Source organism: Xylanibacter brevis P6B11 (genome assembly GCF_000621825.1).
In the GTDB taxonomy this organism is placed as follows: domain Bacteria; phylum Bacteroidota; class Bacteroidia; order Bacteroidales; family Bacteroidaceae; genus Prevotella; species Prevotella brevis.
Genome location: NZ_JHXG01000006.1, coordinates 87,875 through 102,346, shown reverse-complemented (window position 1 = coordinate 102,346; position 14,472 = coordinate 87,875). Strand labels below are relative to the sequence as shown.

Annotated in this window: 9 protein-coding genes and 1 riboswitch; of the genes, 8 read left to right on the top strand and 1 reads right to left on the bottom strand. The window is 50.9% G+C overall.

Features of this window, described 5'->3' with window-relative positions:
• Position 1: 1 nt before the first annotated feature.
• The 7 genes from T496_RS0102060 to T496_RS0102030 all read left to right on the top strand — a co-directional run bounded on the left by T496_RS0102060 (position 2) and on the right by T496_RS0102030 (position 9,856).
• A complete protein-coding gene (locus T496_RS0102060; RefSeq protein WP_027449276.1) occupies positions 2 to 1,615 on the top strand; it encodes a RagB/SusD family nutrient uptake outer membrane protein in 1,614 nt (537 codons plus the stop codon).
• 33 nt (positions 1,616 to 1,648) lie between these two features.
• Complete coding sequence (locus T496_RS0102055) at positions 1,649 to 2,731, top strand: family 43 glycosylhydrolase (RefSeq protein ID WP_231477979.1); 1,083 nt, start codon at positions 1,649 to 1,651, stop codon at positions 2,729 to 2,731.
• A gap of 82 nt (positions 2,732 to 2,813) precedes the next feature.
• A complete protein-coding gene (locus T496_RS0102050; protein ID WP_044110449.1) occupies positions 2,814 to 4,715 on the top strand; it encodes an FG-GAP repeat domain-containing protein in 1,902 nt (633 codons plus the stop codon).
• 82 nt (positions 4,716 to 4,797) lie between these two features.
• Positions 4,798 to 5,325: a T9SS type A sorting domain-containing protein gene (locus T496_RS0102045; RefSeq protein ID WP_027449273.1), complete on the top strand. Its 528-nt coding sequence runs from the start codon at positions 4,798 to 4,800 to the stop codon at positions 5,323 to 5,325.
• Between the two features lie 3 nt (positions 5,326 to 5,328).
• Positions 5,329 to 7,362 (top strand): sialidase family protein, encoded by a 2,034-nt coding sequence (locus tag T496_RS0102040; RefSeq protein WP_231477978.1) that lies wholly within the window; start codon positions 5,329 to 5,331, stop codon positions 7,360 to 7,362.
• 22 nt (positions 7,363 to 7,384) lie between these two features.
• The gene (locus T496_RS0102035) at positions 7,385 to 9,391 is read left to right on the top strand and encodes a hypothetical protein (protein WP_027449271.1); all 2,007 of its coding nucleotides are present in this window, start codon (positions 7,385 to 7,387) and stop codon (positions 9,389 to 9,391) included.
• 183 nt (positions 9,392 to 9,574) lie between these two features.
• Positions 9,575 to 9,856 (top strand): SemiSWEET family sugar transporter, encoded by a 282-nt coding sequence (locus T496_RS0102030; protein ID WP_027449270.1) that lies wholly within the window; start codon positions 9,575 to 9,577, stop codon positions 9,854 to 9,856.
• A 445-nt stretch (positions 9,857 to 10,301) separates the two neighbouring features.
• On the opposite strand, the gene pyk is transcribed toward T496_RS0102030, so the two are convergent.
• On the bottom strand, positions 10,302 to 11,747 hold the full coding sequence (gene pyk, locus T496_RS0102025; protein WP_027449269.1) for a pyruvate kinase: 1,446 nt from the start codon (positions 11,745 to 11,747) through the stop codon (positions 10,302 to 10,304).
• Between the two features lie 203 nt (positions 11,748 to 11,950).
• A riboswitch (TPP riboswitch) is annotated at positions 11,951 to 12,050 on the top strand.
• A gap of 49 nt (positions 12,051 to 12,099) precedes the next feature.
• On the opposite strand from pyk, the gene T496_RS0102020 reads away from it, so the two are divergent.
• On the top strand, positions 12,100 to 14,472 hold the full coding sequence (locus T496_RS0102020; RefSeq protein ID WP_027449268.1) for a TonB-dependent receptor: 2,373 nt from the start codon (positions 12,100 to 12,102) through the stop codon (positions 14,470 to 14,472).

The following is a 14,472-nucleotide window of genomic DNA, read 5'->3' as shown; positions in this document are numbered from 1 at the left end:
CATGAAAAAGATTATAGCAAATACAATGATTGCGGCATCGCTGCTCACTGGAATGACTGCTTGCAGCGACGACTGGCTCTCACTGAGCGATCCTAACCTGGAGACTGCCGACACCTTCTGGCAGACCAGCGAACAGTTTAACGAAGGACTCACCGCTGCCTATTCTACATGGCGTCGCCCCGGCTACTTCAGCCGTTGGTTCCAGGTGCTCACCGTGCTGCGCGGCGACGAGGGCTGGAGCAACAGTCCTAACCCTGAGTTCATCGGCGATGCCAACTTCGTGATGTCTTCATACAACTACGACAGCAACGAGGGATTGAACCTGCCCTGGCAGGCTATGTACAACAGTTTGTACTATGTGAACCAGGTCATCGACAATATGAACGACCACGGTTACAACCTCTTCGAGAAGTCCGAGGCCGACAAGATTCTGGGTCAGGGTTACTTCATCCGTGGCGTTGCCTTCTGGTCTATCGCTGGTATCTATGGCAGCGGTCCTATCCAGACCAGCTCTGTGGGCAATGGTCCTATCGGCACACAGGAAGAGCTCTACAAACAAGCTCTTGACGACTTCACCAAGGCTGCCGAGCTGCTGCCTACCACTTGGCCCGCTGCTGAGGCTGGTCGTGCCACCAAGGGCGGCGCACTGGGCATGATGGCACGTATGAACATGCAGTTGGCTGGCATGAAGTGCCACCGTCCTTGGGATGCTGCCAACCAGGATCCCGCTGCTGCCAAGGCCTACTGGCAGGCTGCCAAGAAGAATATCGAGGACATCTTTGAATTGGGTATCTATGACCTGGTGCCCAACTGGATGGATAACTTCACCGAGGCCAACGAGAATAACAAAGAGTCACTCTTCGAGATTAACTTCAAGGAGGGTACCGTCAATGGTAAGGAAGTGGGCAATCAGCGTCCGAAGTTCCTGGGCCTCTATGCCGGTGCATCATCGGGCCTCTCTTGGGACGACGGTTCCGCACGCTCATGGCTGCTCGACGAGTTCGACAAGGAGCGCGATAAGGATGGCAACATCGATATGCGTAAGTTCCATACCTTGTTCTATAAGGATGTCAATGAACCTCAGACCGTGACCGCCCTCTACTATGGTAAGACCTGGGACGAGTGGAACAGCGTAGAGCCTTTCGCTAAGTCATGCTACTGGAAGAAGTACACCAGCGTTGAGAACGATCCTTCTGCTACTGGCGAGGGTTATGTGACTGGTGTTAACATCCGCATTCTGCGCTTGGCCGACGTCTATCTGATGTATGCCGAGGTGCTCAACGAACTGGATGGCGACCGCGCCCTCGCCGTAGAATATATTAATAAGGTGCGCCGTCGTGTCAATATGAAGGACCTTTCAGCTAGTGACTACACCACCTACGACACACTGCTCGAGCAAATCAAGCATGAGCGCTTGGTAGAGCTCTGCGGTGAGTGCACACGCTGGTTCGACCTGGACCGCTGGGGCGACATCCACGATCAGGAGAAAATTAACAAGCTCGCCGAGCGCGATGCCGACTTCCAGACCTACCGATTGGGTATCAGTCACCTGTGGTGCATCCCCAACCATGAGATCAACAACTGGGAGGGATTGAAACAGAATCCTGGCTATTAAGAATTATGAATTAATTATTAAGAGTGAACAATTATGAAGAATATCATTAAATATATAGCTGCTGTTGCCTGCATGGGCGCTCTTGTTCCTGCCGGCATGACCAGTTGCACCGACATGGGAGGCGATGGTGTGGACTCCGTGATTTGGAACGGTAGTCAGAACCCCGACAACACCAGTTTCCATAATCCCGTGATAGAGCCCTCACTTGAGGCTGGAACAGTGGTGAAAGGTGCCAGCACGTTTGTTGCCATCTCAAGCACCACTCAGTGGGCCAAGGGCCTCACAAACTATTGTCCTACGCTGTCGTCGACAAACCTGATGAACTGGACCGTGGCCAACGATGCTTTCGAGAAAACAGCCATTCCATCGTGGAACGACAGTCGTGTGAACTCACTGTCTATCGACTATGCAAAGACGATAAAGATTTGTTTCTGGATGTTCTACACGTTGGAAGGTGGTGATGGTATTGGTTATGCTTTCTCAACTTCTGGACAGGGACCATATACAGATAAAGGCGTGCTGCTGACAGCTGCTGATGCAGGGGCAACCACAATTAAGAATCCATTCTTTATTGTAGCTGCTACAAACTATTACCTGTGCTACACAACTGAGAATGGTACCTATATTCAGAAGATTACCTTGAAAGGAGCTAAGGCTGATGCTGCCAGTGCAGCGCTTTCTGGAACCCGTACGCTCATTGGTAATGCTAATATGGACGATGTGGCAATCTTCAGAAAGAGCTCAAGCGAACTTTATTTGATGTTCACAGTGAAGAATGGTGCTAATACGGAAATCCGTTATGCTCGTGCAGGTAGCTTCACTGGGCCATATCTTGATAAGAGTGGCAATGATGTCGCTACAACCAGCAATGGAGAATTGCTTATTGAAGGTGGTGATGTTATGATTAATCCAGAGAATCCTATGCGTGCTTTCATGAATTCAGATCAGACTCACGTCTATGTGGCTTATAATGCTACAGAGGCGGGAACTGCTCAGATGAAGAGTGGATTTGCGCGCAAACCAATGCTTATTACTCCTATTGAATTAGGCGATGACGGCTGGTTCAAAAGCAGTGTAAAAGCACAAAAGGGATGGACTTCCCCACGTTACGAATAACAATAATAATCACGAGAGACGGAGCGCAGGCGTGAGCGTCTGCACTCCCAATCTCAAATACTAACTTAAACAACAAAACATTATGAAGAAATTATTTACATTAATGGCTGCTGCCGGTTTGGCACTGAGCGTGAATGCACAAAAGCAGATTTCTGTTGCCAGCGTGGACAAAGACATCAGTATTGACTATGCCAGTGGATGTGAGATTGACCTCAATAATGACGGTTTGAAAGAAGTCATTGTTGGCGGATGGACACGTGGCGAAGCACCAGGCATGATTGTTCTTGATGCTGACCAAAATGAGATAGAAACGCAAAATCAAGCATGGATTATTTCTTGGAATGGAAGTGCGTATGAGAAAAAGGAATTTATCAGCCCTGTTGGTATGCGTGGACAGATAGTTCCTGCAGATTTCAATGGTGACGGAAATATTGATGTTACGATTGGAGGAGAAGGCTATGATTTCTTTTCTGTCTATCTGAATGATGGAAAAGGTAATTTTGCTGCAGATCCTAATTTTGCCGTAAAGAATACCGATGGTGAGGTTATTGGATGGTATCCTCGTTCTGTCGATGTTGCTGACTTTAATCTTGATGGTCTGCCCGATATTGTAACTATCGGTTGGAGTGGTGTTGGTGGTGTCCGTCAGCCCAATTGTGGCGTTCTTATTAATAATGGAGATGGAACCTTTACTGCACGTGCTACGGATTTGATAGGTAATGGTGATATGATTTATGAGTTTGCTCTTTCCACTATCAAAGCTTATGATTTGAATAATGATGGTTATGCAGATTTCCTTCTTCAAGGTAATGTGGATAATCAAGGACGACCTTTTGACCGTACCTTTATTGCTTATTTGAATCTTGGTGTGGATACAGATCCTGCAGATGTCGTGTCTTTCTATGATATGGGGCTAACAGACATTACACATAACTACGGTAATGGTAATATTCTTGTTGCAGACTTCAATAATGATGGTACACCTGATGTTTTTGTTACTGGTGAAGATCCTACCAGTGCGTCAGGTCTTGGATTCCATCATGAATGGGATTACATTCCTATGATGATGTATGGAAAGATTAAGCAGACCACTGATGGTAATGAGCTATCCTATAGTGAATACATGCAGATGCCATTGCGCCGAACTAATACAAAGATTTTGAGCTCTACTAATGTAGGTATGCGTGCAATCGACTATAACGGTAATGGCTATTATGATCTGTTTTGGATGGGTTGGTGTGATCCGATGCCTGACAATACTGAATGCACGCAAGCTGGCTGGTTCCTTCCTGGTGGCGAGAATGGTTTCACCTCTTACCAGCGTATTCCTGGCGCATCTGAGCAAGCAGTTCTATTCCTTGACTATGGCAATGAGGGCTCTTTGAACTATATGATGACGGGTTATCATGCTGATGCTACTTACTTCACTAAGGCAACAGAGGCCAATCCAAATCCAGAATTCCCCATGGGACGTAACGCTGTCTTCACCAAGAATCCTTGGGACAAGGCTGCTCGTCCTGCTGCTCCTACAGCTCCCCAGGCAGAGGTTAACGACAATGCTGTAACACTGTCATGGACTCCTGCTGCTACTGCTCAGAAGAACGTTACCTATGAGTACTTCATCAAGGACGCTAACGGTAAGATTTACAATGGTGCTACCTCATTCATTGGTGGCGACAAGGACGGTGTGCGCAAGGTGCTCCGCGAGGGTAATGCCTTCATGAACACCAAGCTGACCCTGAACAATATCCCTGCTGGCGAATATACATGGGGTGTTCAGACCGTTGCTGCCGACCTGCAGGGTTCTACCTTTGCTACTGGCACATTCACTGTTACCAAGCAGGCGGATGGTATCAGCAATATGAACCAGAAGGCAGCTGTTGCCAACATCTTTACCATCGACGGTAAGCGTGTGGCTGCTGCCCAGAAGGGTCTCAACATCGTGAAGATGTCTAATGGCGAGGTTCGCAAAGTTATGAAGTAATCATTAATTAAATAGGAGTTAGGGTGGGAGAGCATCTCCCACTTTAACTCTTTTTCAACAAAACAATATAAACCGAACTAATATGAAGAAACTATTGCTGTCAGTCATGATGATGATGGTGCTGGGCGCAGCGTCAGCAGTGGCACAGACCGTCATCCCCGTAAAAGTAGATCAATATCCACCGCTGAAAGCCGTTGCCGAGACGGTCACTGTAGATGTCTCGCAAGGTGCCATCACCGTGGGTAGCGACGTCAGCGTGGAAGGTGGCGACGGCTCCTACACTTATCTCTGGACCAATGCTGCCGGACAGCAGGTGGGCAACCAGAAGACTTACGAGATTAATCATTGGGGCAACTATTATCTGAAGGTGACCGATGGTCACGGCTGTCAGGTCAGCGTGATGTTCACTGCTACCGACCCAGCAGGCATAGCTGCCACCGATATTCAGGATGTACAACAAATCAAGCTCTTCGACCTGAAGGGCCGTCTGGTTAAGAATACTCGTTCAATTACAACATATACCGATGGACTCCAGAATGGCACTTATGTGCTTTGTCGTATCTATGCCGATGGCACCGAGTCTGTTCAGAAAATCACTGTTAAAAAGTAACTCATGATGAAGACAAATAAATCCCTCCTCATATCTCTTCTCGCCCTGCTAGTAAGCATGGGCATTCAGGCACAGCGCACCATCACTAGCTATGCACGTAGTGGCGTGAAGACTACACTTAGTCTGGCATGGAACACCGACAACTATGGCACCATCCAGTGGCAGCAGTCTGCCGACCAGGGAAAGACGTGGACCAACATCAGTGGCGCTACCAGTCGTGAGTACGTGGTGACACCTTCGGCCGACACCTATCTGCGTGTGGTGGTCAGTGGCGATGAGGCTTGCGAACCGCTCACCGAGACCCACATCATCAAGGTCTTCACCTTCAGTGTGAGCCTTACACAGACATTGAGTCATGAGGCAACCTTCGAGGTGAACAACCTGACAATCGATCCATCGGCCGTAGCCGAATATGGCTTCTGCTATAACTATAGTGGTGTGAACCGCAACTATCGCAGCATGCAGCACGTGGCCGTAGGCCAGCAGTTGCCTGGTCAGTCGTTCGAGGCAACCTGTCCCGGTCTGCTTCCAAACAAGTCTTACAGCGTCCGCTTCTATGTAAAGACCCTGGACGGTTCCTTTATCTATGGTCCGGGCAAGCTGGTGGAAACTCTGCCAGGACTGGAGTGGAGCAGCGAGGATTGGACCATCACGAAGAACATGCTTCAGCCACATTTCAATATCTCTGGCTATATGGGTGCCAAGCCAACGATGAAGTTCGAGTATGGCACGGATAAGAACAACATGAGCACGGTGGATATTTCAACGGTCGATGCTGTTGCGCATAAGTATAAGTCAAACCTCCTGAGATCCTTAAAGTCTGGCACTACCTACTACCTGCGTGTCACTGCCGACATTGACGGCGATGAGCAGGTCATTGAGAAGACGGTTCGTACACTGACAGACTATAGTACCTATGAGGTAGATGAGACCGTGAAGCCAGCGTCTCACCGCATTCAGTGGAACAACCGCACTACAGCCATTCAGCTCAATCCTTCAAGTATTCAGGCTGAGTATCCTCGTGTGCTGCGTGTCAGCAAAGACACGCTCATCCTGACCTATCATGGTGGCGATGGTACTGGCAGCGTGGACCATTGGCACGACATCTATATCCATCACTCTTACGACAACGGTAAGACATGGACTGCCCCCGAGAAGATTCTCGACAAGACCAAGACATGGCTGTCTCACGGTTGGTATCGCTTCACGAATGCCGACATGGTGAAGCTGCAGAACGGCTGGATCCTGATGACGTGGTCATCGAATGCCAATCCCGAGACCAACGACAACTGTCAGGTGCTGGTCATGATTTCAAAAGACGGCGGCGAAACCTGGGGCGATCCCATCACGGTGCTGCGTGGTCGTGTGTGGGAACCACAGATTGTGCAGTTGCCCGGCGGCGAACTGGAACTGCTCGTGTCAAGCGAGAAACAATGGTGGGGCACTGGCGGCAATCTCAATCAGGAAATCGTGGTGTCGCGCAGTACCGACAATGGCGAGACATGGACCGCACAAAAGCGTGCCAGCTATAACCCCGGCAAGCGCGATGGTATGCCTGTGCAGGTGATGCTGCAGGGCAACAAGGGTATCCTGTTCAGCTACGAGAGCATTGGCAGTGGCAACAACCCCTCTATCTCTTGGCGTCCGCTCAACGGTGAGTGGGACAGCAGCGACTGGGACGAGCAGATCGATGATCGTCGTTGGGTGGCAGAACCCATCCGTGGCGGATGTGCCCCCTATGCCTTGCAGTTGGAAACCGGCGAGGTGGTTGTGATGGGACACCTGGATCAGAATGGCGATGTGTGGCAGACCAACCGTCTGAAGGTTTGTGTGGGCGACAATACCGGTCACAACTTCAAGTACACCACCATTCCTTTCTCGTCGCTGCCACGTGGCGAGGGTGCCTACTATGGCTCGCTGTTCCAGAAGGATAGCGACACCATCTGGTTGCTCTACTCTCACAGCTATTACAATGGCTCTACCTGTACCAAGAACACGGTGGAGCTGCTCGAAGGCAAGATCGTTGCAACTCAATAATGATTATATAATTAACTGATTTATGAACTACAGATTTGCTTTACTCTCGTTAGCTGCTGCTTTTGCCATGCAGGGCGCAGCACAGCGTTTCTACATTAGTATTAAGAAACCAGGCAACAATGCTGTCACCTATCATCTCTCTGAGCAACAGGGACAGCTGAAGGCAGCCAAAGATCTGCCCTTGACCATTACAAAAAATGTGAAGCAGGAAGGCGAAAGCCAGTTGCTTACCATCACTTTCCAGGCCAAGGATCAGGTGTACTTCAACTTCGGTGCGATGCTCCCCACGGAGTTTGCTACCGACGATTGCGACTTCTACCTGCCCGGTTTCTGGTATCACAAGAACCTTCGTTCGCCTAAGGAGGCACCATCGTTCCACACCTCAAAGAGCTGGAACGTGCGCGAAGACCGTCTGTCGTCGCCCCTCACCGGTGTGTTCGATGCTAAGAGTGGCCGTTCGCTCACCGTACTGCGTCAGATTGATGCTCCTGCCGAGGCACTCACCACCCATCAGGAGGGTGAGGTCATCGTCAGCGGCAAGACTTCACTGGGTTATCTGGGCTTCGACAATGCCACAGGCAAAGCCAGCCTGACCTTCGGCTATCCTTATATGGAGACGCCTAAGCGCTACATCCGCAAGCTGACGCTGACAGCTCCCATTCAGGCTTTTGCCAGTTTGGAGAAAGGCGCGAAGCAGAGCGTTACCTGGGTCATCACCCGTGGCCAGGCTAAGGACTACGGACAGTTTGTGGCTGATACCTGGAACTTCTGCATGGACGAGATCAACCCTCAGCCCATACAGCCGCTCTACACCGCTGACGAGATGAAAGCACAGCTGTCTAACTATTTTGCCAAGGGCTATGTTGACAAGTATGCCCTGAAGTATCACTCAGGTCACGGTCTGCGCTGCGACGACTGTATCCCTGTGGATCATGTGCAGCTGGGCTTCTGCGGTCGTGTGCTGCTCAATGGCTTCAATGCCTTGGAGTATGGCGAACAGCAGGGTAATTCCGAGTTCGTACGCATGGGACAGGAGATCTTCAATAGCTGGCTGGAGCATGGCTTCACCGCTCGTGGCTATTTCAAGGAGGACTTCCACATTGCTCGTGGCATTCCTGCCGACAAGGACTGCATCCATAGCATCCGCCAGCAGTCAGAGGCCGTCTATGCCGTGCTTCACTATCTGGCTTACGAGAAGAAACAGGGTCGCCAGCATAAGGACTGGGAGGTGAAGATGCGCACGCTGCTCAACCAGATGTTGCAGTTGCAGAAGGCCGATGGTAGCTTCCCCCGCAAGTATCGTGATGACCACAGCGACGTAGATGCTTCTGGCGGTTCTACCCCCAGCGCCACCTCAACACTGGTCATGGGCTATAAGTTCTTTGGCGACAAGCGCTATCTGGCTGCTGCCAAGCGCACCATCGACTACTTGGAGAAGAACATCATCTCTAAGAGCGACTATTTCTCTTCTACCCTCGATGCCAACTGCGAGGACAAGGAGGCTGCCATCAGCGCCGTCACCGCTACCTACTACATGGCGATGGTCACCAAGAAGCAGGAGCGTCAGCACTACATCGACCTCTGTCAGAAGGCCACCTACTTCGCCCTGTCATGGTACTACCTCTGGGATGTACCCTTCGCTAAAGGACAGATGCTGGGCGACCTGGGCTTCAAGAGCCGCGGTTGGAGTAACGTATCTGTAGAGAACAACCACATCGACGTGTTTGTCTTCGAGCTGCCCCACATCGTGAAGTGGCTGGGCGAGGAGTTGCGTGAGCAGCGCTTCACACAGGCCTACAACCTCATCTACTCTTCGCTCAATCAGCTGTTGCCCACACCCGAGCGCCTTTGCGGCATCGGTGTACCGGGCTTCAACCCCGAGGTTGTTCAGCACACCAACTGGGACTACGGTCGCAATGGTAAGGGCTTTTATAACGATATCTTTGCCCCCGGCTGGACCGTTGCATCGCTGTGGGAGATGTATAGCCCCACCCGCACCTCGTCGTTCCTGACCACGAAGAAGTTCTAAGTGAACCTCGTCATATCATTGCAGAGAGGATGCGCCCTTGCGCATCCTCTCTTTGTATTATCATAGTTATGCTTTCGTCTTGTCATAGCGGTGCTCCGAGATAAAAAAAGCGATGAATTGTGAGGTTTATCGGAATTTTTATTTATTTTTGCAACCAGAACTATTAACTTTATATTGACGACTATGGAACAAGGATCTTTTGTAGAGATATGTGGATATATAGCCACTATTTGTATGGTTCTGGGCTATCTGCCTCAGGCCATCACCACGATTCGTACCCGCAATACCGATGGCATTGCACTGCCCACCTTTCTGATGATGGGTATTGGCGGCATTGCTTTCATGTTGCAGGGACTGCTTCACGAGCCCGACATCATCTGGTCGCTGTTTCTCACCAATCTGGTGACGAGCACTTGTAGTCTCATCGTGTTTGCCATCAAAATGTATAACGACTATTTCAAATAGCATGTATTGGAGACTGACCTAGGCTGTTTTCCCACTAAATAGTGGCGTTTCGGTCATCTAAAAGCGCCAGTTTGCTAGTTCACGACTTAAGTCAACAGATCTCACGACTCCAGTCAACAGATCTCACGACTCCAGTCAACAGATCTCACGACTTAAGTCGAAAGATCTCACGACTTAAGTCGAAAGTTGCCAGAGTGCCACTTTTAACGCACTAAAGTGCTACTATCAGCAAGTCAAAGTGCCACTAATCGCTTGGAATAGTGGCACTTTGGCATAGGAACCCCGCTGCCCAGCGCGTCAACCCCCGCTATTACTTAAAAATAAGGAGTGAGGAAGGCAGCCTGTGGTGTTGTGAGTTTTCTTTTTCATTGTTTTTGTGTATTTAAAAAAATCCCGAAAGCCATGCTATGTGCTTCCGGGATTTTATAATGAGATTTACCAATAACTATTTGTCTTTCTTAGGCAGGTGGAATCTGTATTTGTTGGTGAACAACTCCCTCACGGTGTTAATCTCCAGGAACTTGGTGCCACCACATTCACCAACATTACCACTCAGATAGGCAATCTTGTCGTCGTCTTCCAGATAGCCCTTCTGGCGCAGCATGCGTACGGCAGCCAGGAAGAGCTCTTCGCTGTCAATGTGTTCCTTCTGATAGACGGGGATCACACCGTAGCTGAGGTTGAGCAGACGCTGCACCTTCTCATGATAGCAGATGGCCAGCACGGGGTTGGGACCACGGAAGGCTGCCAGCGAACGGGCGGTGAGACCCGTGGTACAGTCGGTGATAATGCCCTTTACGCCGAGTTTCTCGGTGGCCTCGATAGCGCTGTGCGACATGAACTCGCGGATGTCGCAATCGGCAGACAGCGGAATCTCGATGTCGTTCTCGCGCAACTTGTCGCGCTCGGCCTGCTCGGCAATCTGTGCCATCGTGGTAACGGCCTCGATGGGGTACTTACCGCTGGCGGTCTCGCCCGAGAGCATCAGCGCATCGGTGCGGTAGTAGATGGCGTTGGCAATATCGGTCACCTCGGCACGGGTGGGTCGAGGATTCTGAATCATGGAGTGAAGCATCTGGGTGGCCACGATAACGGGCTTCTTGGCCTGCACACACTTGCGGATGATGCGGCGCTGAATGCCGGGGATGCGCTCGATGGGTACTTCGATACCCAGGTCGCCACGGGCAATCATGATGCCATAGGAAGCCTCGATAATCTCGTCGATGTTGTCCACACCCTCCTGGTTCTCAATCTTTGAGATAATCTTGATGTCGGAATTGTAGGCATCGAGGATGGCCTGTACAGCACGTACGTCGGCAGCTGAGCGAACAAATGAGTGGGCAATGAAGTCGATGTCGAGCTCAATGGCCAGCATGATGTTCTTGCGGTCTTTCTCGGTGAGGGCAGGCAGGTCGATGTGAATGCCAGGCACGTTGACGCTCTTGCGTGAGCCCAGCACACCGTCGTTCTTTACCTGAGCCACGATTTGCGGACCACTGATGCCAATGACCTGCATATCGAGTGCACCGTCGTCGAAGAGTATATGGCAGCCTTCATGCACATCGGCAGCGAAGTTCTTATAGGTGACGTTCACGATGTCGTGGGTGGTCTCCATCTCTGGGCGGCCAAAGATCTTCACCACGTCGCCCGTCTTATACTGGATGGGCTCTGCACAAGCGGTGGTGCGTACCTCGGGACCCTTGGTGTCAATCATGATACCGATGTGATGACTCACCTCGCGCACGTTCTTTACAATCTGACGGATGCCCTCTTCTGGAGCGTGCGCAGTGTTCATGCGAACCACGTTCATACCTGCATTAAAAAGCGAACGAATGAACTCTGTGTCGCAACGTCTGTCGCTGATGGATGCTACAATTTTAGTCTGCTTCATATAATCTTTTTACCATTGTACCTGAATTCGACTGCAAAGGTACAAAAGATTTCTGAAATAACGGTGAGTGACAGGTAATTATTTGATATATTTCAAGCCGTTTTTGAACAAAAAACTGGAAACATCCTTGTGAAGGCAATCGAATGCACAAAAAGTTTGTCGTCAATAGTTTTGCGTTTACAATTATTAGTTGTAACTTTGCGCCAAAATTCAAGGGGTGCCGGAGTCTGTTGGCCGGCTGAGATGATACCCTCTAAACCTGATGCGGGTCATACCGACGTAGGGATGGAATTGTCAGCCAGCGCAAGCACGCACACCCCGTAACTCGATAATAATAACATAAAGAAAAGGGATGAAAAGGATTCTTTTGGGATTAACAGCATTCACAGTCGTGAATGTAATGGTAGCCGAACCTATTGATTCGTTGAAAATGGAGCAACTGCACGAGGTGGTTGTGAGTGGTGTGCGCACGCAGAAGAACGCCCCCTATGCGGTGGCTAATGTGAAGCAGAAGGAGCTGAGCGCTTTCTCTTCTTCGGGACGTGAGTTGCCTTTCTTGTTTGCTCGTACGCCGGGTGTGACGGCCTGGAGTGAGAACGGCATGGGCACGGGTACGACGAAGTTGGCCATCCGTGGTGCGGGCGATTCGCGTATCAACGTGACGCTGGACGGTGTGCCCCTCAACTCGCCCGAGGACCAGTGTGTGTTCTGGGTGAACATGAACTCGTATGCGTCGATGCTGCAGTCAGCACAGATACAGCGTGGCGTGGGCACCTCGACCAATGGCGACGGCGCCTTTGGCGGAACGGTGGCGCTGCAGTCGAAGGCGCCATCGATGAAGGCTGGGGCAGAGCTGAACAGTTCGTTCGGAAGTTATAACACATATAATATAGGTGGAACCTTTACGACAGGCCTGATGTTCAACCACCTGGTGGTGGACGGAGCCTATCACACCACAGGAACGGGCGGCTATGTGCATGGCACCGCTGGACGCTCGGGTTCTTACTATGGCGGACTGACCTGGCTGAACGACCGACTGCAGGTGAGCTATAAGCATTTTGGTAACTTTGAGAAGACGGGACAGGCCTGGAATGGTGTTACGCCTGGTGACGGTGACCTGTCGTTGATGGACGGCACCTGGGGTGCCAATACCGGTATCAAGGACTATGCCGATCTCTACAAGGCAGGGCTGGGACGCTATAACGACCTGTATGAACACATGGTGAACTTGGGCAGTGAGTTCGCCCGCGATGCCGAGGGCCGCTACATCACCGAGCGCTATCAGTTGAACGACGGCACGCTGTGGAGCGGTGCTACCGATAACTTCTGGCAGGGACACAACATCCTGAGCGGTGTGCTCCAGTTGACCGACCGCTGGGCTGCCACACTGACGGCTCACTATACCCACGGTCATGGTTATTATCAGGACCTGAAGTATAATAAGAAGCTGGCTAAGTACGGACTGGAGCCTTTCTTCGACGCACAGGGCAACCAGGTGAAGAAGAGCACCTTTATCCGCAAGAAGGGCATGAGCCAGGATGCCTATGGCGTGCTGGGCAGCGTGAGCTATAAGGATCTGCGCTGGAATATCATTGGCGGTTTCTCGCTGCAGCAGTTCAAAGGCGATCACTACAGTCGCCTGACCTATGCTGAGAACAAAGAGCTGCACGACGCCCGCATTGGTCGCGAGGGATACGACATGAACTACTCGGAAGCTACGAAGAACGATGCCAACGTCTATCTGAAGGCTGCTTATGAGCTGACCAGCAACTGGAGCGCCTTTGTCGATGCACAGTATCGCTATGTGGGCTATAAGACGGACGGCACAAACGACGCTTTCTATACCAACGGTGCCGGCAAACTGGTGGCTCAGCAACTGGATGTTGACGAGACTTATCATTTCTTCAACCCCAAAGCTGGCGTGAGCTACAACCATGGGCCACACCATGCCTACGTTTCGGTGGCCATGAGTCATCGCGAGCCAGAGCGCAACAACTTCACCGACAACTACAACTATCCCTTCCCCAAGGCTGAGCAGGTGATAGACTATGAGGCGGGCTATAACTTCTCATCGCGCAACTTCCGTGCTGGAGCTAACTTCTACTATATGGACTATAAAGACCAGTTTGTGAAGACGGGTGCCATGAGTGACATCGGCGAGGCGCTGACCACCAATATCAAGGACTCTTATCGCATGGGTGTGGAGCTGACCGCTGCCTGGGACATCTGTCCGCTGCTGACCATTGAGGGTAATGCAGCCCTGAGTCAGAACAAGATTAAGAACTTCGACGAGGTGGTAGAAGTGGACTGGCATGGCGTGGAGACCTTCCACTACGACAACTCAACACTGGCTTGTTCGCCATCGGCCGTGCTGAATGGTTTTGTGGACTTCCATTATAAGGGCTTCAAGGCTACTTGGCACACCAACTACGTGTCGCGCCAGTATCTGGACAATACCGAGTGTCGCGACCGCTCGCTGCCTGCCTACACCTTCAGCAACCTCTACCTGAGCTACACCTCGAAGGTGAAGAAGGTGGCTCCGCTGAAGGAGGTGGAACTGGGACTGACGTTCAACAACGTGTTTAACGCTCACTATGCTACTGCGGCTTATGTCTATTCTTGCATAGCCAGCGGCAGTCATCCCAACGACAACCGCTACTATCAGCTCTACTTCTTCCCCATGACCACCGGTACGGCCATGGCCAACCTGACGCTGAGATTCTAA

What these genes read in the sequence shown, in the direction of transcription:
- T496_RS0102050 (WP_044110449.1), top strand. Translation starts at nt 2,814, where the DNA reads ATGAAGAAATTATTTACATTAATGGCTGCTGCCGGTTTGGCACTGAGC.
- T496_RS0102030 (WP_027449270.1), top strand. Translation starts at nt 9,575, where the DNA reads ATGGAACAAGGATCTTTTGTAGAGATATGTGGATATATAGCCACTATT.
- T496_RS0102035 (WP_027449271.1), top strand. Translation starts at nt 7,385, where the DNA reads ATGAACTACAGATTTGCTTTACTCTCGTTAGCTGCTGCTTTTGCCATG.
- T496_RS0102055 (WP_231477979.1), top strand. Translation starts at nt 1,649, where the DNA reads ATGAAGAATATCATTAAATATATAGCTGCTGTTGCCTGCATGGGCGCT.
- pyk (WP_027449269.1), bottom strand. Translation starts at nt 11,747, where the DNA reads ATGAAGCAGACTAAAATTGTAGCATCCATCAGCGACAGACGTTGCGAC.
- T496_RS0102060 (WP_027449276.1), top strand. Translation starts at nt 2, where the DNA reads ATGAAAAAGATTATAGCAAATACAATGATTGCGGCATCGCTGCTCACT.
- T496_RS0102020 (WP_027449268.1), top strand. Translation starts at nt 12,100, where the DNA reads ATGAAAAGGATTCTTTTGGGATTAACAGCATTCACAGTCGTGAATGTA.
- T496_RS0102045 (WP_027449273.1), top strand. Translation starts at nt 4,798, where the DNA reads ATGAAGAAACTATTGCTGTCAGTCATGATGATGATGGTGCTGGGCGCA.
- T496_RS0102040 (WP_231477978.1), top strand. Translation starts at nt 5,329, where the DNA reads ATGATGAAGACAAATAAATCCCTCCTCATATCTCTTCTCGCCCTGCTA.